We start from the raw sequence: 21,385 nt of genomic DNA, 5'->3' as shown, positions 1-21,385 counted from the left end.
CTCAGGACCTCCCCAGCGTCCCGGCGAGCGACTGGCCCGACAGGCGCAGCCCGGCCCAGACCACGAGGCTCGACGTCGCCAGCAGCACGAAGCCGAAAGCGGACCCGACCTCCCAGTTGAAGCGGGTGATGAACTGGGAATAGATGTGCGCCGTGAACCACTGGCTGTTCTTGCCGCCGAGCAGTATCGGCGTGAGATAGTTGCCGAGGCTCAGCATGAACACGATGATCGAGCCCGCGACGATGCCGGGCATGGCGTGCGGGAGTACGATTTCCCGCAGGACGGCGAACCCGTTGCCGCCGAGGTCGTAGCCGGCCTCGACGAGCGCGTCGTCGAGGCTGTCCAGCGTCGAGGTCAGCGGCACCACCATGAAGAGCATGGACGTGTAGACGAGGCCGACCATCACCGTGACGTCGTTGTAGAGGAATTCGACCGGCTCGCCGGTGATCCCCGACCACTGGAGCAGGCCCGAGAGCAGTCCTGTCTCGCGCAGGACGATCATCCAGCCGAAGACGCGAACGAGTTCGCTCACCCAGAAGGGCAGCAGGCAAACCAGGAAGAGCAGGCCGCGCGCGCGGCCCCTCGCGATCTTGGCGATGTAGTAGGCGACGGGAAATGCCACGAGCAGCGTCAGCGCCGTGGCCAGCAGCGACATCATCACCGTGCGCAGGAGCGCGCGGACATAGACGTCCTCACCGAAGAAATCAACGTAGTTGTGCAGCCCCGTCTGGTACTGGCCGGGTCCGACTTTCTCCCGGAGCGAGAGGACGAAGAGATTGACCTGAGGGATCACGACGAGAAGGAGGATCCACAGGATGAAAGGCGTGACCACCAGCAGGAAGGCCAGGCTCGCCTTTGGATCCCTTTGCCTGGCCGCAGTCACGCCTCGCCTCCCGCCTTGTGGGGGAAAACCAGGGCGTTGTGAGCTGCGAACCGCAGGACGACGGGTGCGCCGTGCCCGAGGGCCAGCCCGTCTGCCGCCGGCGGGAGGGCCACGCCGACGACATCGCCCGAGGCAATGCAGACGAGGGCGCGGCTGTTGGCGCCGTTGAACAGGACGCTGTCGAGCGTCCCGGGCAGGACGTTGTCGGAACTGGCTTCTTCCTTCCCGCCACCCGGGGCGGCGATGGCGATGACCTCGGGACGGACGAAGACGTCGACCTCGTCCCCTGCAGCAGGGAGGGCCGAGGCCCCGGCCGTGGCGACGATGGGCGTGCCCCCCGTCGCGAGAACCACGACGCGGCCTGCCGCGGCCTCGACCACGCGGCCTGTCCAGCGATGGCTGTCACCGACGAAGCCGGCAACGAAGGGCGTGGCGGGGCGGTAATAGAGGTCCTGGGGCGCGCCGACCTGCTCGAAGCGGCCGCGGTTCATCACTGCGACCTGGTCGGACATCACCAGCGCTTCCGACTGGTCGTGGGTGATGTAGACGAAGGTCGTTCCGAACTGGTGCTGCAACTGCTTGAGCTCCAGCTTCATGTGCTCGCGCAGTTTGAGATCGAGGGCGCCCAGCGGTTCGTCGAGGAGCAGGACGGCCGGTTCCAGCACCATGCAGCGCGCAATCGCGACGCGCTGCTTCTGGCCACCGGAGAGCTGATCGATGCGCTTGCCGCCCATTCCGGGAAGCCCGACCCGCTCCAGCACCGTGTCGACCTTGCTGCGGATCGAGGCGCGCGGCGTGCCGCGCCTGCGCAGGCCATAACCGATGTTCTCGGCCACGTTCATCATCGGAAACAGGGCGAGGTGCTGGAACACCATGTTGACGGGCCGCCGGTTGGGCGGCGTCTCCAGAACCGAACGGCCCTTGATCAGGATGTCGCCGGCATCGGGGTTCACGAACCCTGCCACCATCCGCATCAGCGTAGTCTTGCCGCAGCCGGACGGCCCGAGAATCGAGAAGAAGCTGCCCCGCGGCACAGACAGCGAAACGTCGGCGACGGCTGTGAAGTGGCCGAACCGCTTGATCAGCCCGCGGCATTCGAGGTCGTGGTCGGAAGCACTCATCGTATGCGGCGTGGCGGCGCGGTGAAAAACCGGAGGGCCGGCGAGGAGAGCCCCCTCGCCTCGCCGGACCAGCGGCCTTACTTCGCCGCGACCTTGTCGAGAACCTTGCCTTCCATTTCCTCCAGGCCGGCGGGAATGGCAGGGAACCACTTGATGTTGGCGATCACCGCAGGGGGGAACGCCTGCTGGAAGGCTGCGCGCAGCTTCTCGGACACGAGCTGGTCCGACCCCTTGGAGGCGGAAAAGCTTCCAGAGGACTCGACGATCATGGCCGCGATCTTCGGCTGCATGACGAAGTTGATCCACTTGTAGGCTGCGTCATCCGCCTTGCCCTTGGCCGGCAACGCGAACGTGTCGATCCAGCCGAGCGCGCCATAGGACGGCGCGACGAAGTTGATCGCCTTGTTCTCCGCGTTCAGCTTGAACCCCGTCGAGTCCCACGCCTCGGAGGCGACGATCTCGCCGGAGCGGAACATGTTGTTGAGGTCGTCGGAGCCGGACCAATAAGCCTTCACGTTCGGCTTGCAGGCGGCGAGCTTCTGGCCCGCGCGTTCGATGATCTCTGCGTATTTCTGCTTGTCGCCATAGGCGGCGAAGGGATCATCCCCGGCCGCGAACGCCATGCTGAGCAGCGCCGTGCGCTTCAGGCGCATCGAGACCTTGCCCTTGTAGGCGTCGCTGCAGAGCTCGGTGAAGCCGCTGATGCCCGGAGCCTTGTCCTTGTTCACGACGAGGCCGGACGTGCCCCACAGATGCGCGACGCCATAGACCTTGCCGTCGACCGCCGTGTTCTTCTTGGTCGCCTCCAGCAACTCGGGGATGAACTGGCCTGCGTCGATCTTGGAGAGGTCGAGCGGCTTGTAGATCCCGAACTCGGCCTGCGGGCCGACGATGCGGTCCTGGCTGGGCTGGGCGAGATCGAAGCCCGCGCCGCCGGTGGCCCGCAGCTTCGAGATCATGTCCTCGTTGTTGGAGATCGTGACCTCGACGTCGATCCCCGTCTGGTCCTTGAACGCCTTGATGACGGACTCGGGTGCATAGTCGCCCCAGGTGAGCAAGCGCAGCGTCTCGGCCGAAGCCGTCCCCGCGGCCGCGATACCCAGCGCACTCACGGCGCAAACCAACAGCCCCTTCAAGATCCTCATCGGTACCTCCCCTTCAAGATGGCGGTCCGGCGATCATGGACTCGTCGTGCGACGGTACGGCGGCATTGGTCTGTCAGTGAGGTCCATTCTCTGAAAACGGGCAGACCACTTTACGGGTCGCGCCCGTGAACTCAGCCCTTTGGGCCGAGCCCTCGAAAGGACTTCGCGAGCTCGGCCGCGGCGGTGTCGATCTGCGCCGGAGAGTAACCGGCAAAGCCGAGCACCAGCCCGTCGCTGCGGACCGGACCGAGCGCGAAGTGGCTGACCGGCGTCACGACAACCCCCCGCTCATGTGCCGCCGCGGTGACGGCTTGCGCGGAGACATCGCATTTGAATCGCGCGACCGTGTGAAGGCCGGTGTTGGTGGGTTCGACGGTCAGCCACTCGCCCAGGTGCGATCCGGCAGCGTCCAGCAGGGCCTGGTGTCTCTCCGCATAGAGCCGGCGCATGCGGCGGACATGGGCGGCGAAGTCACCCTCCTCGATGAAGGCGGCGAGGGTTGCCTGGAGCCCCAGCGGCGCGCTCGGCGCGAAGGCTCTCAATGCGGATTCGAAGGCCGGCGTGAGCGCCGCGGGCGCGACCACGAAGCCGAGGCGCAAGGCAGGGAAGAGGGACTTGCTGAAGGTGCCGACATAGATGACGCGATCGCTGCGATCGATCCCTTTCAGCGTCGGCAAGGGGGACCCGGAGAAGCAGAACTCGCCATCCCAGTCGTCCTCGATGATCCAGGCGTCGGCCGCGTCGGCCGCCGCGAGAAGTTCGAGGCGCCGGTCGATGCTCATCTTGGCACCGGTGGGCTGCTGGTGCGCCGGCGTGACGAAGGCCAGCCGGAACTGGGCGGCCAGGCGCAGGGCGGCAGCGACATCGAGACCGTTTCCATCCACCGGAACGGGTACGATCCGCGCCCCCGATAGCAGCATCGCGTTGCGCGCGCCGATCGCTCCGGGCTCTTCAAACCAGACGGGGTCACCGGGATCGAGCAGCATCTGCGCCGTGATCTGGAAGGCCTGCTGGGCTCCTCCCGTGACGAAGACCTGGCCGGCTTCGCAGGCGATCCCGCGGTTGGTGCGCAGGTGAGCGGCGACGGCCTCCCGCAACGGGCGATGGCCGTGAGGATCGGGATAGCCGAGGATGTCCGGCCGACGGCCGCGCCAGTGCCGGGCGGACAGGCTCGCCCAGCGTGCGAGCGGAAACGCGTCGAAGGCCGGCATGGCCGTGGTGAAAGGCAGGGGCCTGTGGTCGATCCGCCTGGCGAAATGCGGTGCGGCTTTCGCCATCGTGGCGCCGAGCCTGACGCTCGCCGGAGCATCGGCCGGCTTGCGTGGGGGGAACGGCCGCCGCTGCGCCGCCAGGGCCGAGGTCACGTAGGTGCCGGATCCCGTGCGGGTCTCCAGCAGTCCCTCCGCCCCCAATTGCTCGAACGTGTCGACCACGGTGGACCGAGCAACGCCGAGGTCGCGGGCGAGCGTGCGCGTGGCGGGGAGCCGCTCCCCGGGGCGCAGCGCGCCTTCGAGAACCAGCGTGCGCAGCGCCGCGCTGATCTGGCTGCTCAGGCCGAGCGGGCCTTCGCGGTCCAGCACGATCATCTGCAGCAGTGCACCACGTTCTCGCTTGACCACGGCCGGCTCCCGTATTGGTCTGGCGATTTCTCCAGAATGGACCTTAGTGGCAGACCACTCGGCTGAGAAGGTGGCCCTGGGCCGGAGATGCGCGACCAGGACCGCCATGACGATCGAGAAACTCGAGACCTTCAGCACGCCCTATGTCGGCTTCGTTCGTGTCACCGCTGATACGGGCGAGCAGGGCTGGGGCCAGCTCTCGACCTATTGCGCCGACATCACCGCCACCGTCTTTCACCGGCAGGTGGCGCCCTGGGCGTTGGGCGCCGACGAGGACGACATCGAGGGGCTGGTCGATCTCATCCCCGAGCGCGAGCACAAGTTTCCGGGATCCTATCTGTTCCGGGCGCTCACCGGGCTCGACACCGCGTTGTGGGACCTGCGCGGCAAGCGGGCCGGCAAGAGCGTCTGCGCGTTGCTGGGCGGCTCGCCGCGGCCGTTTCCTGTCTACGCATCCAGCATGAAGCGGGGCGAAATTACGCCGGAGGCCGAGGCAGAGCGCCTCGCACGGCTGCAGGGCGAGCACGGTTACACCGCCTTCAAGTTCCGGGTGGGCAAGGAGTGCGGCCACGACGCCGACGAGTGGCCTGGCCGCACGGACGCGATCGTTCCGATGGTGCGCCGCGCGCTGGGCCATGACGCGACCTTGCTGGTGGACGCCAACAGCGCGTATTCGCCAGCCAGGGCCATCGAGGTCGGCCGCATGCTGGAGCAGCACGGCATCGTGCATTTCGAGGAGCCGTGCCCCTATTGGGAGCATGGCTGGACGAAGCAGGTGACGCAGGCCCTTTCCCTCGACGTCACGGGGGGCGAGCAGGACTGCGACCTCACGCTTTGGCGCTACATGATCGAGAACCGCGTCGTCGACGTGGTCCAACCCGATCTCTGCTACATCGGCGGTGTCTGCCGCATGCTGAAAGTGGTGGCCATGGCGCGCGAGGCGGGACTGCCGGTCACCCCCCATTCCGCCAACCAGTCGCTGGTGACGGCTTTCACCCTGCACGTCATGGGAGCCATCTCGAATGCCGGACCCTATGTCGAATTTTCGATCGAAGGGCCGGACTATTACCCCTGGGAACAGGGGTTGCTACGCAACCCGCTGAGGGCCGTGGATGGCAAGGTCGCAATCCCGGACGGGCCGGGCTGGGGCATCGAGATCGAGCCGACCTGGCTCGAGCAGGCCACCTGGCAGGCCAGCGTTCGCACCTGACGCGTGCTTACAGCCGCGCTGGTGGGGTGGTCGCGCGATCAGGCTGACAGCCAGCCGCCGCGCACCGGTGAAATCTGGAGCGAATGGCGGGGTTCTCCAAGGATCTCGAGCGCCTCGATTCGATCCGCTACCGAAATCCACACGTCTACGCCTTCATTGTCACCCGACACCCGGCACTGCTCAACACGCGCAAGCGCCATCGATCCCGCCTGCGCACCGAACCAGGCGCGCATTGCTCGCGCATAAATTGCGACAGACTGCTCTAGCGTGATCATGCGTGTCCCCCAATTTCTCGAGTGGTGGCAGGCGGGGCTTGTCCGGCCGAGGCGGTCGGAGTGGTACGACTGACCCCGCCTCGGCCGGCGCGATCCGGGCCTCTCGCTCGCCGTCAAGTTTTAGGTCGGGAATGTGACAGTTCCCGGACACTTTTGTCAGGGGGAGGCACAACATCCGTTTTCCGCTTTGGATGCGCTGATGCATTTTTTCGTCGGAAAAAGCCAAGTCACTGTTTGACGCGCCGCGTCTGCAATCAAGGCGAGAGTAGTACGGTTAATACATCCTTAAGTTAGACGATTCCATTCTCGTCGCTTCCAAATGGAGCGACAAACCTTGATCCCCCGTACATTCAACCGTGACTTATCGTGGATTGATTTCGCGGCAAGAGTCGTCGCAGAAGCGTCATCTGAGCGTCATCCTTTGTTGGAGCGCATTAAATTCCTTACACTTTCCGGTCGCAGCTCGGACGAATTCTTTGCAACGCGAGCGGCGCGTTTCCTGCGCGGCGGCGAGCGGCTGCCGTCGTCGCCCGTTGACGGGGCCGTGGCAACGGAACCCGCGCTTTGCCTTGCAGAGCGCCTGGATGTCCTCGACAGGGCGCAGCACGACGCGTGGCTGAACCTTCGCCGGGCCTTGTCGGCGGAAGGTGTGGTCGTGCTTTCGCCGGCCGAACTCACCATGCGCGAGCGCTCCTGGCTCGACGACCATGCGCTGCGCCAGATCGCGCCGCTGGTGACCCCGCTCGCCATCGGCGCCGCGCGCCCCTTCCCGTTTCTCCCGGCCGGCCAGCCGGCTCTCGTCCTCGACCTCGAGCGCTGGCCGGGGCGCAAGACGGTCAGGGCGCTGATCGTGCTGCCGACGGCCCTTGGCCGCTTCGTCGAGTTGCCCGACATGTTCGAACGCGGCGCACGTCTGTTCGTCGCCATCGAGGACGTACTCCTGTCCTGCGCCGACCGCCTCTTCCCGAGTTGCACCGTACGCGGCAGCGGACTCCTGCGGGTTCTGCGGGATGGGGGTCTCCCGGTCGACGAGACCGGCGACGACATGATCAGCCGCTTTGAAAGGGCTCTGCGGCGTCGCAAGCGTGCGGAGCCCGTTCGCCTGGAAGTCTCGGCCTCGATGCCGGACGATCTCGTTGCCTTCGTGCAGTCCTGCGTGGCCGGGAACGGACCCGGTGCGTCCAGAATCCAGGGCTTTTTCGCTCCCTGCGACCTCACCGCCCTCGCCGACCTCGACGTTCCGCACCTGCGCTATCCCCCGCATCGGGGCGTGACGCCAACCCGCCTCGCGGCGCGGGACGCCGCGCTGCTCGACGTCATCCGCGACCGGGACCTCGTGGTGCACCACCCCTACGAGTCGTTCGATCCCGTCGTACGGCTGCTCGATGCTGCCGCCGACGACCCATCGGTCGTATCGGTCAAGCACATGCTTTACCGGACGTCCCGCGACAGTCCGATTGTCGCCGCCCTGATGCGCGCGGCCGAGGCCGGAAAAGCCGTCACGGCCGTGGTCGAGTTGAAGGCGCGTTCCGACGAGGCTGCAAATGTGAAGTGGGCGCGCGACCTCGAGCGGTCCGGCGCGCAGGTGGTCTTCGGTTTCTCGGCCCTCAAGACGCATGCCAAGCTGACCCTCGTCGCGCGTCGCGAGGGCCAGGAGATCGTCACCTACACGCATCTCGGAACAGGGAACTACAACCCCGAGACGGCGCGGCACTACACGGACATCTCCTATTTCAGCGCCGACCCGGCTCTCGGCCGCGACGCAAACCGGATCTTCAACTACGCCACCGGATCGTGCGAGCCGCGCGCGATGGAGACCCTCCGGATCTCCCCGCTCGACCTTCGGCAGACGCTCCTGGACGCCATTCGCAACGAGGCGGCCCACGCGCTCGCCGGGCGTCCCGCGACGATCTGGGCCAAGTGCAACGGCCTCGCGGACCGCGAGATCATCGAAGCCCTTTACGAGGCGAGCGCGGCGGGGGTCGAGATCGAACTCATCGTGCGCGGCATCTGCTGCCTGCGCCCGGGCGTGCCCGGGTTGTCCGAGCGGATCAGGGTCCGCTCCATCGTTGGCCGCTTTCTCGAGCATTCCCGCATCTACGCCTTCGGCAACGGGCATGCGCTGCCGCATCCGCGTGCGGTCGTCTACATCTCCTCCGCGGACCTGATGCCGCGCAATCTCGACAGGCGTCTGGAAGTCCTGCTGCAGGTCACCGAACCCGGCGCGCACGAGCGCATCCTCGCGCAGATCCTGGCTGCCAACGTCATGGACAATGATGGCAGCTGGCTCCTGCAGCCAGACGGCTCATGGATCCGCGACACGCCGGCAAGTCCGGCGTCACGCTTCAATGCGCAGGAGTTCCTGATGAGCGGGACGGGTCCCGCACGCCGGGCCCACGCGACCCGGCCTCAGCCGGCCGAAGTTCCGATCGCTCGGCCAGTGGCGCTGGAGGAAACACGGCGCGCCGGTTGACGTCCCCGAAAAAGAAACCCCGCCGGGCGGGGTACCGGCGGGGGAAGAGGATAGTCTCCTCAGGTGCACCCAAGTCGCACGCCTGCGTTGCAGGGCGATGACACGCAGAGACTACTCCGCGGCCTCGCGGCCACGCTGGGCAATTTCGGCCAGCTTGCGCGGCTGGGACTGGGCCAGGGCCTTGCCCCGGCCGGACAGGCTGGGATTGGTCATGAAGTAGCCCTGGGCGCTGAAGGCGTCCTCGTCCGGCCTGACGATGCGCCGGCTCGTGCCGTCGGCGAGAATGGCCCAGCTCTGCACGTTGTCCATGAGGTTGGCGAGAAGGACCTGGTCGAGGATCTGCTCGTGCAGGGTGGCGTTGCGGATCGGCAGGAGCGTCTCGACGCGCCGGTCCAGGTTGCGCGGCATCAGGTCGGCGGACGAAATGTAGAGGCGGGCATCCTTGTTCGGCAGCCCATTCCCATTGCCGAAGGCGTAGATGCGGGAGTGCTCCAGGAAGCGTCCGACGATCGACTTGGCCCGGATGTTCTCGGAAAGGCCTTCGACGCCCGGCCGAAGGCAGCAGATGCCGCGCACGACGAGGTCGATGTGAACGCCCGCCTGGCTTGCCGCATAGAGAGCGTCGATGATCTGCGGGTCGACCAGGGAATTGCACTTTATCCAGATCGCGGCCGGCCGGCCGGCGCGGGCATGCTCGATCTCGGCGGCGATGTCTTCGAGCAGGCGCGGCTTGGCAGAGGTCGGTGAGATCGACATCTGGTCGAGTTCCGCCGGCTCGCCGTATCCGGTGATGAAGTTGAAGATGCGAGCCACGTCCCGCCCGATCTCGGGATCGCAGGTGAAGACGGACAGGTCCGTGTAGATGCGCGCCGTGATCGGGTGGTAGTTGCCGGTTCCGACGTGGCAGTAGGTGACCAGCCTACCGGCCTCCTGCCGCACCACCATCGACAGCTTCGCGTGCGTCTTGAGGTCGATGAAGCCGTAGACGACCTGAACGCCCGCACGTTCCAGCGAGCGCGCCCAGCGGATGTTGGCCTCCTCGTCAAAGCGCGCCTTCAGCTCGACGAGCGCCGTCACCGACTTTCCCGCCTCCGCGGCCTCGATCAACGCACGGACGATGGGGCTGTCGGCCGAGGTGCGGTAGAGCGTCTGCTTCAGGGCCACGACGTTGGGGTCGCGGGCCGCCTGGTTCAGGAACTGCACGACCACGTCGAAGGACTCGTACGGGTGATGGACGACGATGTCCTTCTCCCGGATGGCGGCGAAACAGTCGCCGCCGAACTGGCGGATACGCTCCGGAAACCGCGGAACGAAGGGCGGGAATTTCAGATCCGGGCGCTCGACGCCGACGATCTGCGACAGAGACGACAGGCCGATCAGTCCGCTCTCGACCAGAATGTCCTGGGCATCGACCTTGAGCTCGCGAGCGACGCTGGCGCGCAGCGCCTCGGGCATGTCGGATGCGACCTCCAGCCGGATCACCGAGCCACGGCGCCTTTCCTTCAGCGCCGCCTCGAAAACCCTCACGAGATCGTTGGTGTCTTCGGCGAACTCGATGTCGAGATCGCGGACGACCCGGAACAGGCCCATCCCGCCGATGACGCAGCCGGGGAAGAGCTGTTCCGCGAACTGCGCGATCAGATCCTCGACGCGGACGAAGCGGTGCGTGGACGAGTCACCTTCGAGGCGCACGAAGCGCGGCAGTTTGCCGGGGATGCGGATCAGGCCCTGGAACTCGCGCCCGTCCTCGGCCCGCACGACGTCGAGAGCGAGGGAGAGTTCAAGGTTGGGGATGAACGGAAAGGGATGCGCGGGGTCGATGGCCAGCGGCGTCACGACGGGGAAGACGAGATCCTCGAAGTGTCGCGCCAGCGCCGAGAGGTCGGCCGCGGAAAGCTCTTCCCGCTCGACGACGTGAATCGACTCGGCGACCAGCAGCCGTCGCAGGTCGCGCCAGGCTGCTTGCTGGTCGGCGTTCAGGCGGCCGGCGCTCTCGCCGATCCGCTCCATCAGGACGGCTGGCGTAAGGCCGTCCATGGTCGGCGAGGTGATGCCGGCTTCCACCTGCTCGATCAGGCCGGACACCCGGACCATGAAGAATTCGTCCAGATTGCTGGCCGCGATTGACAGGAAGCGCAGGCGTTCCAGCAGGGGATTGGACGGGTTGCCCGCCTCTTCCAGCACGCGGCGGTCGAACTCCAGCCAGGAGAGTTCGCGATTGGCGAAGCGACCGGGGTCATCAGCCCTCGGATGGTCAGCGACGACGGCCTTGCGCGGCGAACGCCTGTTGACCGAACGGCCACTGATCGGTGCTGCTTCACTCATCCTGCACGCTCCCTGCTTCAGCTTGGTTCAAGCAGGGGGTGCCGACATCTGCATGACACTTGCGCAGGCGGAAGCTCGCGCCGCGAACAGTGGGACCGGCAGCCGGGATCAGGGTGCGTTCTTCGTTGCGTCATCGGGCGCTGCTAGCGGCCTTGTTCGACGGCCCGCCAGGCCAGCTTTGTCGGAGGCCGAGATGAAAAAGAGCAAGCCAGAGCGTTCGGACATCCAACGCTCTGTCATTCTTGGAGATCTGGCTCGGCAGGCGGCTGTGGGCCGGGCGGCGGCAGTGCTGTCGGAGTGGGCCGTGGGCGCACCCATCCGCACCGATGTGCCGCCGATGCCTGCTGCTTCCATCCTGGATTGGGAGACGATCGTCTATGAGCATGACGATCTGTCAGCCGAGATCAGTGTGCTTCGGGCGCTGGCTGTCCAGGCCCTCATCGACATCGCCGATGGCTGCGCGGATCCGCGAGAGCGGGCGCGCGCCGCGCTGGAGGGCATTGCCGGCGATCAATCCGAGCCGGACTGACACTGACACCCTGGTCAGGGCTTGCGCCCGTGCTCGGCCCCGGGCAGTTCGAAATCGAACCCCGAGGAGAGATCAATCTGAAGGGGATCCGCGAGCCTCTGGAGGTCTTCCGCGTTCTTGGTCCAGTGACGTCAGACGAAGGATTGCAGAGCTCTCACCCCCCGTTGGTGAAGTCGCATATCAGTCAACGAAGGAAGGCGCCGGCCCGCGCCGTCCTATGGGCGCCGACCATGGTGGCAGGGGAGTTCGGCAAGGCCGGACTCACGTCTTCCCCCGGCTTCAGGCGCCGTCTGGAAGAAGCGAGGCATGGAATGCTTCCCGCTCCCATCGGCCCTCGCGCTTGCGCCACACTTGGGTGAACCGGATACGCTGGTCGATCCCCGCGGCCTCACCGCCGCTCCAGTGGATAGCATTGATGCCGGTGACGATGGCGGTGTCGCCAAGGATGCGGGCGTTCAACTCGTCAAAGTCAATCCGGGTTGGCTGCCCGCTCCGGCTGCGCACGTAGTCGAGCCAACCCTGCCTGTCGAGGAACTCACCCGCGAAGTCGGTATGGGTGTAGGTGGCCGACATCAGCCGTTCGACGGCGACCCAGTCGCCTCTCGCCCAAGCGTCGCTGAAGGAGCGTACCGCAGCGTGGAGGTCGTCGATCTCTGAATCCGGCATGATCACCCCATAAGACCGACGCCAACCTTCAGACGCTCTCTCCCGGCGATGACGCCCGTGTGTCGCCCCGATCTCACGCAGACTTCGCATTCCCGTCGCCTGCTGCTGCTCCCATAGCGGCTCTTCCAGAGACGGGGGCGAACGATGGGCAAAAACATCCAGACGATCGGCGTCGTGGGCGCCGGCACCATGGGCAACGGCATCGCGCAGGCTTTCGCGATGGCAGGGTTTCCGGTCGTGATGCGTGACCTCGGCAAGGATGCGTTGAATCGGGCCATGACGACGATCGACCGCAGCCTCCTGCGGCTCGCCCAGCGCGGAAAGCTGCTCGAGTCCGATCGCAAGGATGCCTTGGCGCGCATCACGCCCGTCACCGAGGCAGCGCTGCTTGCTCCCTGCGACCTGGTTGTGGAAGCCATCGTCGAACGCATCGAGGTGAAGGAAGCGCTCATCCGCGAACTCGACGACATCTGCAGCGAGACCGCCATCCTGGCGACGAACACCTCGTCGATCTCCGTGACCCGCATCGCGGCCGCCTCGCGCCATCCCGGCCGCGTCGTCGGCATGCATTTCTTCAATCCCGTTCCAATGATGCAGCTGGTCGAGATCGTCCGCGCGCTACAGACGGAGGATTCCGTCTGCGACGACGTGGTTGCCTTGTGCGGGCGGATCGGCAAGACGGCCCGCGTCTCGCGTGACAGCTACGGCTTCGTCGTCAACCGCGTGCTGATCCCCATGATCAACGAGGCGATCAACTGCGTCTATGAGGGGCTCGCCTCGCCGGACGACGTCGATGCGATGATGAAGCTCGGCGCAAATCACCCCATGGGCCCGCTCTCTCTCGCCGACCTCATCGGCCTCGACGTGGTGCTCGACATCATGGAGACGCTCTATGGCGGCTTCGACGATCCGAAGTTCCGCCCCAGTCCGCTGCTGAAGCAAATGTGCGACGCCGGCTATCTCGGTCGCAAGCGGGGCCGCGGCTTCTTCATCTATGACGAGGCTCGCGCCGCGGCCTGAGCTTGGCTCGACGTCGAATTTTTACATCGCAACGTCATCTCCCTGTCGGAGGCCCTTGCAAGCTTCGCAGCGGCTGGCTCTCCGGGAGCCGCCACACACGGGGCAGGAGGCGTCCATGACCGAAATGACACTCGATACGGCGGCCGCGGCGCGGCCGTCGCCCAGGCCGCATCTCGACGGCGGACTCGGACCGATCGGCGCCATCCTCTTCGTCGGTGCGATGGCGATCGGCCTGTTCTTTGCCGCCTACAGCATCTGGACGGACGTCCGCGACACCGGGACGCCCGTCACGACCTGGCTGCCGTTCCTGCTGCTCGGCGTCGCGCTGCTGATCGCGCTCGGTTTCGAGTTCGTCAACGGCTTTCACGACACCGCGAACGCCGTCGCGACCGTCATCTACACCCATTCCATGCCGGCCAACGCCGCCGTCGTCTGGTCGGGGTTCTGGAACTTCCTGGGCGTCCTGTTCTCGACCGGAGCAGTCGCTTTCGGCATCGTCTCGCTTCTCCCGGTGGAGCTGATCCTCCAGGTTGGCTCGGGCGCAGGCTTCGCGATGGTCTTCGCGCTGCTGATCGCCGCGATCCTGTGGAACCTCGGCACATGGTGGCTGGGGCTGCCGGCCTCGAGCTCGCACACCCTGATCGGCTCCATCATCGGCGTCGGTATCATGAATGCGCTCCTGCACGGCCGCGACGGCACGTCGGGCGTCGACTGGGGCAAGGCCACCGAGATCGGCTACGCGCTGCTGCTGTCGCCGCTCGTCGGCTTCGTCTGCGCGGCCCTGCTGTTCCTCGCCATGAAGGCACTCATCCGCAACCAGGCCCTCTACAAGGAGCCGGTCGGCAACAAGCCGCCGCCGTTGTGGATCAGGGCGCTGCTGATCTTCACCTGCACCGGCGTGTCGTTCGCGCACGGCTCCAACGACGGCCAGAAGGGCATGGGCCTCATCATGCTCATCCTCATCGGTACGGTGCCGACCGCCTATGCGCTGAACCGCGCCCTGCCTGAAAGCCAGATGGCGGCTTTCCATGACACCTCGCTCGCGGCATCCAAGGTGATCGAGGGCAAGGCCGCCGGCTACAACATCATCGGCGATCCCAGGCCCGTGGTGACGGCCTATATCTCCCGACACGAGCTCACGGGAGGGACATTGCCGGCGTTGGCGCTCCTCGTCCGCGACATCTCGAACCAGATCGAGGGCTATGGCAGCCTCGCCAAGGTCCCGGCCGCCGCCGTGGGGAACACCCGGAACGACATGTACCTCGCCTCGGAGGCGATCCGCTTCCTTCTCAAGGACAAGGGCAGCGAGTTGTCGGCTGCCGACATCGACACGCTCGGCGCCTACAAGAAGTCTCTCGACGCAGCCACCCGCTTCATCCCTCTCTGGGTCAAGGTGGCCGTGGCCATCGCGCTCGGGCTCGGCACCATGGTGGGCTGGAAGCGCATCGTCGTGACCGTCGGCGAAAAGATCGGCAAGACGCACCTGACCTACGGCCAGGGCGCCGCCGCCGAACTGGTCGCCATGGGCACCATCTTCGCCGCCGACAATTTCGGGTTGCCGGTCTCGACGACCCACGTCCTCTCCTCAGGCGTGGCGGGCACCATGGCCGCCAACGGATCGGGACTGCAGATGGCGACGGTGCGCAATCTCCTGATGGCGTGGGTCTTGACCCTGCCCGCGGCCATCGCGCTCTCCGGAGGCCTCTACTTCCTGTTCTCCCGGCTCTTTTGATGGACGCGCGGGTCGAACAGGAGGCCCGAGCGTCGGCCGACGTCCGGCCGGACGGGTGCGATCGCATCGCCCTCGTCCTGCAGGGCGGCGGCGCGCTCGGCGCCTACCAGGCGGGAGTCTACGAGGCGCTGCACGAGGCGGGCATCGCGCTCGACTGGATCTCGGGCGTGTCGATCGGCTCGATCAACGCCGCCATCATCGCCGGCAATCCGCCGGAGCGGCGGATCGACCGGCTGCGGACGTTCTGGGAGACGGTGACGGACCGCAAGGTCTGGTACTTCACGCCGGAAGGAGACCTGTTCCGCAAGGCGCGAAACATCTCCAGCGCCTATCTCACCACCGTGCTCGGCCAGCCCGGCTTCTTCAAGCCACGCCAGGTCAACCCGCATTTCACTTTCGCGGGCTCTCGCGATGCGCTCAGCTACTACGACACGGAACCCCTTCGCTCGACACTGACGGACCTCGTCGACTTCGACTACCTCAACACGTCGGGGGTCGTCTTCTCGGTCGGCGCAGTCAACGTGGCCACCGGCAACTTCGTCTATTTCGACAATCGCCGTGACGTGATCGGACCCGAGCACATCCTGGCGAGCGGCGCGCTGCCGCCCGCCTTTCCCATGGTGCAGATCGGAACCGACCACTATTGGGACGGCGGCATCGTATCCAACACGCCCCTGCAGCATCTGCTCGACGAGGAGCAGGGCGTCGACACGCTCGTCTTCCAGGTCGATCTCTTCAGTGCGCGCGGCCCCCTGCCGCGCGACATCGAGGAGGTGACGGCCCGGCGCAAGGACATCATGTTTTCCTCGCGCACCCGCTACACCACCGATCTCTATCGGCGGCTGCACCAGTGGAAAACGCGCGCCCGCCGCCTGCTGAACCAGATCCCCGACGAGGCACTGACGGACGAGGACCGCCGCCTGCGCGAGGTACTCGGGGCGTTGCCGAGCATCGCCATCCTGCACCTCATCTACCAGCAGAAAGCGTATGAGGGCCACGCCAAGGACCATGAGTTCTCCGGAACGTCCATGCGAGAGCACTGGCAGAGCGGATATCTCGACACGCGGCGCACCCTGACGCACCGCGACTGGCTGACGATGCCGACGCGGCACGAAGGAATCATCGTGCATGACGTGCATCGCGACTTCGAGCGCTGAGAAGGTCACAGGGTTGTCAAGGGCCAAGCCTACGCTGCGCCGCAACATCCATTAACGGCCACCGGCGCGGTGACCGGAGAGAGCTTCGATGCTGCCTCCGGAGCGGTTACCGACGTCCGCGACAACTCGGAGGCGGTCCATGCGTGGCACGAAGACGGTCCGCAACACCTCGTGGGCAGAGCTCGAGAAGGGCGCCACCGCGACGATCGATCGGGTCTGCACGGAACAGGACCTGGTCCTGTTCGCGCACGTCACCGGCAACCTGAATCCCGCGACCCTCCCCCAGTCCGGTGGCGACCCGGGGCAGGCTTACGCACCTTCGATGTGGGTGGGCTCGCTGGTGTCGGCCGTCCTCGGCAACGTCCTGCCGGGTCCGGGAACCCTTTATCGCGCGCAGACGCTCCGCTTCCTCCGACGCGTCCGCATCGGTGACAGGCTCCAGGTGAAAGTCACCTGCTCAGGCAGGGGCGAATGCCCGCTCGCCACGTTCGAGACGCGTGTCCTGGCCGACGACGGAGCCGTGGTGTGCGAGGGCGTGGCGGAAGTCGAAGCCCCTCTCGCCAGGATCGAGACCTCCGTCCGGGATCTCCCGGAACTCATCCTCGACCGCAAGGATCACTTCGCCGCACTGGTCGCCAAGGCGGCGACGCTGCCGCCCATGGCCACGGCGGTTGTCTGCCCCGACGACGCAAACTCGCTCGGCGGCGCCCTCCTATCGGCCCGCGAGGGACTGATCAGGCCGATCCTCGTCGGCTCGCCCGAGCGCATCCGCAAGGCGGCGGGCGATCTCGGGGAGACGCTGGACGGCATCGAGATCGTCGCGGTCGAGGACCATGTCGCAGCCGCCGCCAAGGCGGTGTCGCTCGTCAGCGAGGGCGCGGCCGCGGCCGTCATGAAGGGCAACATCCACTCCGACGAGCTGCTGGCGCAGATCGTGCGCAAGGATGGTGGCCTGCGCGGCAACCGCCGCATCAGCCACGTCTTCGCGATGGACGTGCCGACGCTGGACTCGCTGCTCTTCATCTCGGACGCGGCGATCAACATCGCGCCCGACCTGACCACCAAGGTCGATATCGTCCAGAACGCCATCGACCTCGCCAGGGCCTGCGGCTCCGGCGAGCCGCGGGTCGGGGTGCTCTCCGCCGTCGAGACGGTCAACGTCAACATCCCGTCTACCCTCGACGCCGCCATCCTCTCGAAGATGGCGGAGCGCGGCCAGATTCGCGGAGGCATCGTCGACGGGCCCCTCGCCATGGACAATGCGGTCGATCTCGAGGCCGCGCGAACCAAGGGGATCGCATCTCTCGTGGCCGGTCGCGCCAACGTGCTGATCGTGCCGAACCTCGAGGCCGGCAACATGCTGGCCAAGGAGCTCACCTTCGTCGCCAGGGCGGAAGCCGCCGGGCTCGTCGTCGGCGCAAGGGCTCCCGTGATGCTCACGAGCCGCGCCGACGACGACCGCGCCCGGCTGGTCTCCTGCGCGCTGGCCCAGCTCTACGAGTATTTCCGGCGCGAGGGCCGCCCGCTGGAGCTGCCCGCCGCCCATCCGCTCGCCGCCGAATAGGAGCGATCGATGCGCCAGGATCTCCTCGTCACGCTCAATGCCGGGTCCTCCTCGATCAAGTTCGGGATCTTCGCCGTTGCGGGCGGAACCGTGCAGCGGGCGGCGTCCGGCCAGGTGGAGGGCCTTCTCACCCGGGCGGTGCTGCAGGCCCGCAAGGCGGGTGACGAGCCGCCGCGCACCGTCGCGCTGCAGCCGGAAGGCGCGAGCACGCATGTGCGCGCCATGGCTGCGATCCTCGACTGGATCGCGGCCGAGTTCCCGGGCGCCCACGTCGTCGCCGCGGGTCATCGCATCGTCCATGGCGGGCCGTCGCACGCGGCTCCGGCGCTGATCGACGATCGGCTTCTCGCCGATCTCAGGCGTCTCGTGCCGCTCGCGCCCCTTCACCAGCCGCACAATCTCGCCGGCGTCGAGGCGGCCCGCGATGCCTTTCCCGGCACGCCCCAGGTCGCGTGCTTCGACACCGCCTTCCACCGCGGCCACGCCTTCGAGGTCGACGCCTTCGCCATTCCGCGGTCCTTTTACGACGATGGCGTGCGCCGCTATGGCTTCCACGGGCTCTCCTACGAGTATGTGTCGCGGAAGCTGCGCGACGTCGCGCCTATCGACGCCGTCGGCGCCGTGGTCATCGCCCATCTCGGCAACGGGGCCTCGCTCTGCGCCGTGAAGGACGGCGTGTCTGTCGCATCGACCATGGGCTTCACCGCGCTCGACGGCCTCGTGATGGGCACGCGCTGCGGGCAAATCGACCCCGGCGTCCTTCTCTACCTGATGTCCGAGAAGGGGATGGACGCCGCCGGCCTGACGCGCCTGCTTTATACGGAATCCGGTCTGAAGGGCCTGTCCGGCCTGTCGGCGGACATGCGCGAGCTGCTGGCCTCCGACAGTGTGCAGGCGCTCGAGGCCGTGGCCTGCTTCGTGTCCCGCATCTGCCGGGAGGTCGCCTCGCTCGCCGCCGTGATGCAGGGCATCGACGCCATCGTCTTCACCGGCGGCATCGGAGAGAACGCCGCGGCGATCCGGGCCGCGGTCCTGCGGCGGCTGGCATGGCTGGGCGTCGTGCTCGACGACGAGGCGAATGCGGAGCGCAGGCCCCTCATCTCCGCGGCGGCGTCCTCGATCCGCGCCTTCGTGGTCCCGACCGACGAGGAACACATGATCGCGGAGCACACGGCAAGGGTCGCCGGGGTGTGCGAGGCGGCCCGCGCGGCCTGAGGCCCCGCGATTTCCAGTTCAACCGACGCGTTATGGCAGGAGTGGATGATGGAGCCTCTGGCGAATTCCCGTCGACTGGCCGAGCAGACCCAGGAAGACAGGCTTCTGGCGACCCGGCAGGCGGAAATCCTGCTCAATTCCTTCATGCGCCACGCCGAGCGGTCCGGCCGCAAGCACCTCCAGCGGTCCCGGGACCTGCAGTCGCGCCTTCACGAAGCGATGTCTTCTCTGCTTGCGACGGGCGGCAATGGCACGGCGCTGACCGAGATGGCGCGCGACTACGCCGTCGATGCCGGCCAGCGCGCCGTCATCACGCTCGACGTGCTGCGCAGGCGCGGCAACAACGACCGCGAGCACGAAGCCGCGGGCACGCCGCCGGTCCTGATCTACGACCATGAGGTGGTGCTCGACGGGGCGACGCTGAAGCGGCCCGTCAACTACGTCCTGCTGCGCATCGTGCCGCCCGAAGGCGTCGAGGTGCACGACTGGAAGCGCCCCTACGTCATCATCGACCCCCGCGCCGGCCACGGCGCCGGCATCGGCGGGTTCAAGCAGGACAGCCAGGTCGGCGTCGCGCTGCGCGACGGCCACCCCGTCTACTTCGTCGCCTTCCGGCCCCATCCCGAACCCGGGCAAACCCTGGCCGACGTCACCCGGGCCGAGGGCGAGTTCATCCGCGAGATTGCCCGCCGCCACAGCGAGGCGCCCAAACCCATCGTGGTCGGCAACTGCCAGGGCGGTTGGGCGACCATGCTTCTCGCCGCCACCAACCCGGATGTCACCGGCCCGCTCGTCATCAACGGCGCCCCGCTGGCCTACTGGTCGGGCCGGGTCGGCGAGAACCCGATGCGCTACCTCGGCGGCCTCGTCGGCGGTGTGCTACCCGCATTGTTGCTCTCCGACCTCGGAGACGGCGAGTTCGACGGCGCCCATCTCGTATCGAATTTCGAGATGCTGAATCCTGCCCGCAACTTCTGGGGCAAGTATATCGACCTCTACCAGAACCCGGTGGGAGGGGCCGACCGCTTCCTCGAGTTCGAGCGCTGGTGGGGCGGCTTCCACTTCATGACCCGCGACGAAATCCGCTGGATCGTCGAGCAACTCTTCGTCGGCAACAAGCTGGCGCGCGGCGAGGCGAGGCTGGAGCACGGTCGCCACCTCGACCTAAAGGCGATCCGCTCGCCCATCATCGTGTTCGCCAGCCACGGTGACAACATCACGCCGCCGCAGCAGGCCCTGAACTGGGTCGTCGACACCTATGCCGACGAGAACGAGATCAAGATCCGCGGGCAGCGCATCGTCTACATGGTGCATGACAGCGTCGGCCACCTCGGCATCTTCGTCTCGTCTTCCATCGCGAAGAAGGAGCACTCCGAAGTGGCGTCCACGATCAAGACGATCGAGGCGCTGGCTCCCGGCTTGTACGAAATGACCATCGACGAGGAGCGCGGAGAAGGGCTCGACAAGCACTTCGTCGTCAGCTTCGCCGAACGCAAGCTGGACGACATCCGCGCGCTCGACGACGGCGTGCGCGACGAGGAGAAGTCCTTCGCGGCCGTCGACCGGGTGTCTCAGCTGACTGCCGAGGTCTACGACCTGTGGGGCAGGCCCTTCGTCCGCGGCATGACCACACCGGCCACGGCGCAGGCGATCAAGACCCTGAACCCTGCCCGTGTGCAGCGCCTGTCCCTGTCCGATCAGAATCCCGCCATGGGGTGGATCGCCGGGGCCGCGGAGGCGGCGCGCCAGGACCGCAAGCCGGTCCCGACCGACCAGCCCTTCCGGCAGCTGGAGAAAATCTGGGCCGACAGCGTCGAGCAATCGCTCGACCTGATGCGCGACGCGGCGGACTTCTGGGCGGAGGCGATGTTCTTCGGCATCTACGCCTCGCCGGCGATGCAGCGTGTCGGCGAGCCCATGGCGTTCCAGCGGACCCGCAAGGACCCGCTGGAACTGCGCTACCTGCCGGAGGTGCAGGCGCATCTCCTCAACGTTGCGCGCGGCGGCTTCGCCGAGGCCGTCATCCGCATGCTGATCATCCTCGCCCAGGCCCGCGGCTCGGTCCGCCGCTCGCGCCTGGAGCGCTCTGCCCTCGTGCTCAACACGTGGGAGCCGTTCGCGGCCATGGGCGCGGACCGCCGCGCAGCGCTCATCCACGAGCAGGGCGTCATCGTCGAGTTCGAGCCCGAGCAGGCTTTCGAAAGTCTCGCGCTCCTGCTCGCCACAGACGAAGACCGGCGCAGGGCGATCGAGACGGTCGAGTACATCGCCGGCCCGCTGGAAGAAATGGAGCCCCACACCATCCATGCGCTGCAGCGCTTCCGCAGGGTGCTCGGCCAGCCCACGCTGGAGGCCCGCCCCGCCGAGCCCCAGATCGTTCCTCCCCCGCCCTCGGCCGTTCCGCCGGGCAGTGCGGGCGGGCGGAAGGGCAAGGCCGCCTGACCGGCGGAA

16 protein-coding genes are annotated in these 21,385 nt (G+C 66.9%); 9 read left to right on the top strand and 7 right to left on the bottom strand.

The window, feature by feature from the left end; all coding sequences use genetic code 11:
* Position 1 precedes the first annotated feature (1 nt).
* The 4 genes from AC5JCN_RS15950 to pdxR all read right to left on the bottom strand — a co-directional run bounded on the left by AC5JCN_RS15950 (position 2) and on the right by pdxR (position 4,768).
* Complete coding sequence (locus tag AC5JCN_RS15950) at positions 2-883, bottom strand: ABC transporter permease (protein WP_495756067.1); 882 nt, start codon at positions 881-883, stop codon at positions 2-4.
* Positions 880-2,004, bottom strand: a complete 1,125-nt coding sequence (locus AC5JCN_RS15945; protein ID WP_495756066.1) for an ABC transporter ATP-binding protein — start codon at positions 2,002-2,004, stop codon at positions 880-882. Before AC5JCN_RS15945 ends, AC5JCN_RS15950 begins: the two co-directional genes overlap by 4 nt.
* Before the next feature lie 77 nt (positions 2,005-2,081).
* Positions 2,082-3,149, bottom strand: coding sequence for an extracellular solute-binding protein (locus AC5JCN_RS15940; RefSeq protein WP_495756065.1), 1,068 nt, complete (start codon positions 3,147-3,149; stop codon positions 2,082-2,084).
* 131 nt (positions 3,150-3,280) lie between these two features.
* Positions 3,281-4,768, bottom strand: a complete 1,488-nt coding sequence (gene pdxR, locus AC5JCN_RS15935; protein WP_495756064.1) for a MocR-like pyridoxine biosynthesis transcription factor PdxR — start codon at positions 4,766-4,768, stop codon at positions 3,281-3,283.
* A gap of 106 nt (positions 4,769-4,874) precedes the next feature.
* Here pdxR and AC5JCN_RS15930 point away from each other — a divergent pair, with 106 nt between their 5' ends.
* Entirely contained in the window at positions 4,875-5,978 is a 1,104-nt protein-coding gene (locus AC5JCN_RS15930; RefSeq protein WP_495756063.1) for a mandelate racemase/muconate lactonizing enzyme family protein, read from the top strand.
* A gap of 38 nt (positions 5,979-6,016) precedes the next feature.
* On the opposite strand, the gene AC5JCN_RS15925 is transcribed toward AC5JCN_RS15930, so the two are convergent.
* Positions 6,017-6,253 (bottom strand): hypothetical protein, encoded by a 237-nt coding sequence (locus tag AC5JCN_RS15925; protein WP_495756062.1) that lies wholly within the window; start codon positions 6,251-6,253, stop codon positions 6,017-6,019.
* A 319-nt stretch (positions 6,254-6,572) separates the two neighbouring features.
* On the opposite strand from AC5JCN_RS15925, the gene ppk1 reads away from it, so the two are divergent.
* A complete protein-coding gene (ppk1, locus tag AC5JCN_RS15920) occupies positions 6,573-8,726 on the top strand; it encodes a polyphosphate kinase 1 (RefSeq protein ID WP_495756061.1) in 2,154 nt (717 codons plus the stop codon).
* A gap of 111 nt (positions 8,727-8,837) precedes the next feature.
* On the opposite strand, the gene AC5JCN_RS15915 is transcribed toward ppk1, so the two are convergent.
* Positions 8,838-11,051, bottom strand: a complete 2,214-nt coding sequence (locus tag AC5JCN_RS15915) for an RNA degradosome polyphosphate kinase (RefSeq protein WP_495756060.1) — start codon at positions 11,049-11,051, stop codon at positions 8,838-8,840.
* A gap of 193 nt (positions 11,052-11,244) precedes the next feature.
* Between AC5JCN_RS15915 and AC5JCN_RS15910 the strand changes: the two genes are divergently transcribed.
* The gene (locus AC5JCN_RS15910) at positions 11,245-11,580 is read left to right on the top strand and encodes a hypothetical protein (protein ID WP_495756059.1); all 336 of its coding nucleotides are present in this window, start codon (positions 11,245-11,247) and stop codon (positions 11,578-11,580) included.
* A gap of 279 nt (positions 11,581-11,859) precedes the next feature.
* On the opposite strand, the gene AC5JCN_RS15905 is transcribed toward AC5JCN_RS15910, so the two are convergent.
* On the bottom strand, positions 11,860-12,246 hold the full coding sequence (locus AC5JCN_RS15905) for a nuclear transport factor 2 family protein (protein WP_495756058.1): 387 nt from the start codon (positions 12,244-12,246) through the stop codon (positions 11,860-11,862).
* A gap of 144 nt (positions 12,247-12,390) precedes the next feature.
* Between AC5JCN_RS15905 and AC5JCN_RS15900 the strand changes: the two genes are divergently transcribed.
* The 6 genes from AC5JCN_RS15900 to AC5JCN_RS15875 all read left to right on the top strand — a co-directional run bounded on the left by AC5JCN_RS15900 (position 12,391) and on the right by AC5JCN_RS15875 (position 21,376).
* Positions 12,391-13,266, top strand: coding sequence for a 3-hydroxyacyl-CoA dehydrogenase family protein (locus AC5JCN_RS15900; RefSeq protein ID WP_495756057.1), 876 nt, complete (start codon positions 12,391-12,393; stop codon positions 13,264-13,266).
* Between the two features lie 115 nt (positions 13,267-13,381).
* Entirely contained in the window at positions 13,382-14,998 is a 1,617-nt protein-coding gene (locus AC5JCN_RS15895; protein WP_495756056.1) for an inorganic phosphate transporter, read from the top strand.
* Positions 14,998-16,155, top strand: coding sequence for a patatin-like phospholipase family protein (locus AC5JCN_RS15890; protein ID WP_495756055.1), 1,158 nt, complete (start codon positions 14,998-15,000; stop codon positions 16,153-16,155). Before AC5JCN_RS15895 ends, AC5JCN_RS15890 begins: the two co-directional genes overlap by 1 nt.
* 139 nt (positions 16,156-16,294) lie before the next feature.
* Positions 16,295-17,719 carry a bifunctional enoyl-CoA hydratase/phosphate acetyltransferase gene (locus tag AC5JCN_RS15885; RefSeq protein WP_495756054.1) on the top strand — a complete coding sequence of 475 codons (1,425 nt, stop codon included), beginning with the start codon at positions 16,295-16,297 and terminating at the stop codon, positions 17,717-17,719.
* A 9-nt stretch (positions 17,720-17,728) separates the two neighbouring features.
* Positions 17,729-18,934 carry an acetate/propionate family kinase gene (locus AC5JCN_RS15880; protein WP_495756053.1) on the top strand — a complete coding sequence of 402 codons (1,206 nt, stop codon included), beginning with the start codon at positions 17,729-17,731 and terminating at the stop codon, positions 18,932-18,934.
* 48 nt (positions 18,935-18,982) lie between these two features.
* Complete coding sequence (locus AC5JCN_RS15875; protein WP_495756052.1) at positions 18,983-21,376, top strand: DUF3141 domain-containing protein; 2,394 nt, start codon at positions 18,983-18,985, stop codon at positions 21,374-21,376.
* Positions 21,377-21,385: the final 9 nt, after the last annotated feature.

It is taken from the genome of Alsobacter sp., assembly GCF_059501845.1.
This window is presented reverse-complemented; position numbering and strand designations above follow the sequence as displayed.

Bases quoted from the DNA above. Each gene is read 5' to 3' on its own strand.
- AC5JCN_RS15930 (WP_495756063.1), top strand. From the start codon at position 4,875: ATGACGATCGAGAAACTCGAGACCTTCAGCACGCCCTATGTCGGCTTC.
- AC5JCN_RS15900 (WP_495756057.1), top strand. From the start codon at position 12,391: ATGGGCAAAAACATCCAGACGATCGGCGTCGTGGGCGCCGGCACCATG.
- ppk1 (WP_495756061.1), top strand. From the start codon at position 6,573: ATGGAGCGACAAACCTTGATCCCCCGTACATTCAACCGTGACTTATCG.
- AC5JCN_RS15895 (WP_495756056.1), top strand. From the start codon at position 13,382: ATGACCGAAATGACACTCGATACGGCGGCCGCGGCGCGGCCGTCGCCC.
- AC5JCN_RS15925 (WP_495756062.1), bottom strand. From the start codon at position 6,253: ATGATCACGCTAGAGCAGTCTGTCGCAATTTATGCGCGAGCAATGCGC.
- AC5JCN_RS15890 (WP_495756055.1), top strand. From the start codon at position 14,998: ATGGACGCGCGGGTCGAACAGGAGGCCCGAGCGTCGGCCGACGTCCGG.
- AC5JCN_RS15905 (WP_495756058.1), bottom strand. From the start codon at position 12,246: ATGCCGGATTCAGAGATCGACGACCTCCACGCTGCGGTACGCTCCTTC.
- AC5JCN_RS15880 (WP_495756053.1), top strand. From the start codon at position 17,729: ATGCGCCAGGATCTCCTCGTCACGCTCAATGCCGGGTCCTCCTCGATC.
- AC5JCN_RS15875 (WP_495756052.1), top strand. From the start codon at position 18,983: ATGGAGCCTCTGGCGAATTCCCGTCGACTGGCCGAGCAGACCCAGGAA.
- AC5JCN_RS15945 (WP_495756066.1), bottom strand. From the start codon at position 2,004: ATGAGTGCTTCCGACCACGACCTCGAATGCCGCGGGCTGATCAAGCGG.
- AC5JCN_RS15885 (WP_495756054.1), top strand. From the start codon at position 16,295: ATGCGTGGCACGAAGACGGTCCGCAACACCTCGTGGGCAGAGCTCGAG.
- AC5JCN_RS15915 (WP_495756060.1), bottom strand. From the start codon at position 11,051: ATGAGTGAAGCAGCACCGATCAGTGGCCGTTCGGTCAACAGGCGTTCG.
- AC5JCN_RS15940 (WP_495756065.1), bottom strand. From the start codon at position 3,149: ATGAGGATCTTGAAGGGGCTGTTGGTTTGCGCCGTGAGTGCGCTGGGT.
- AC5JCN_RS15910 (WP_495756059.1), top strand. From the start codon at position 11,245: ATGAAAAAGAGCAAGCCAGAGCGTTCGGACATCCAACGCTCTGTCATT.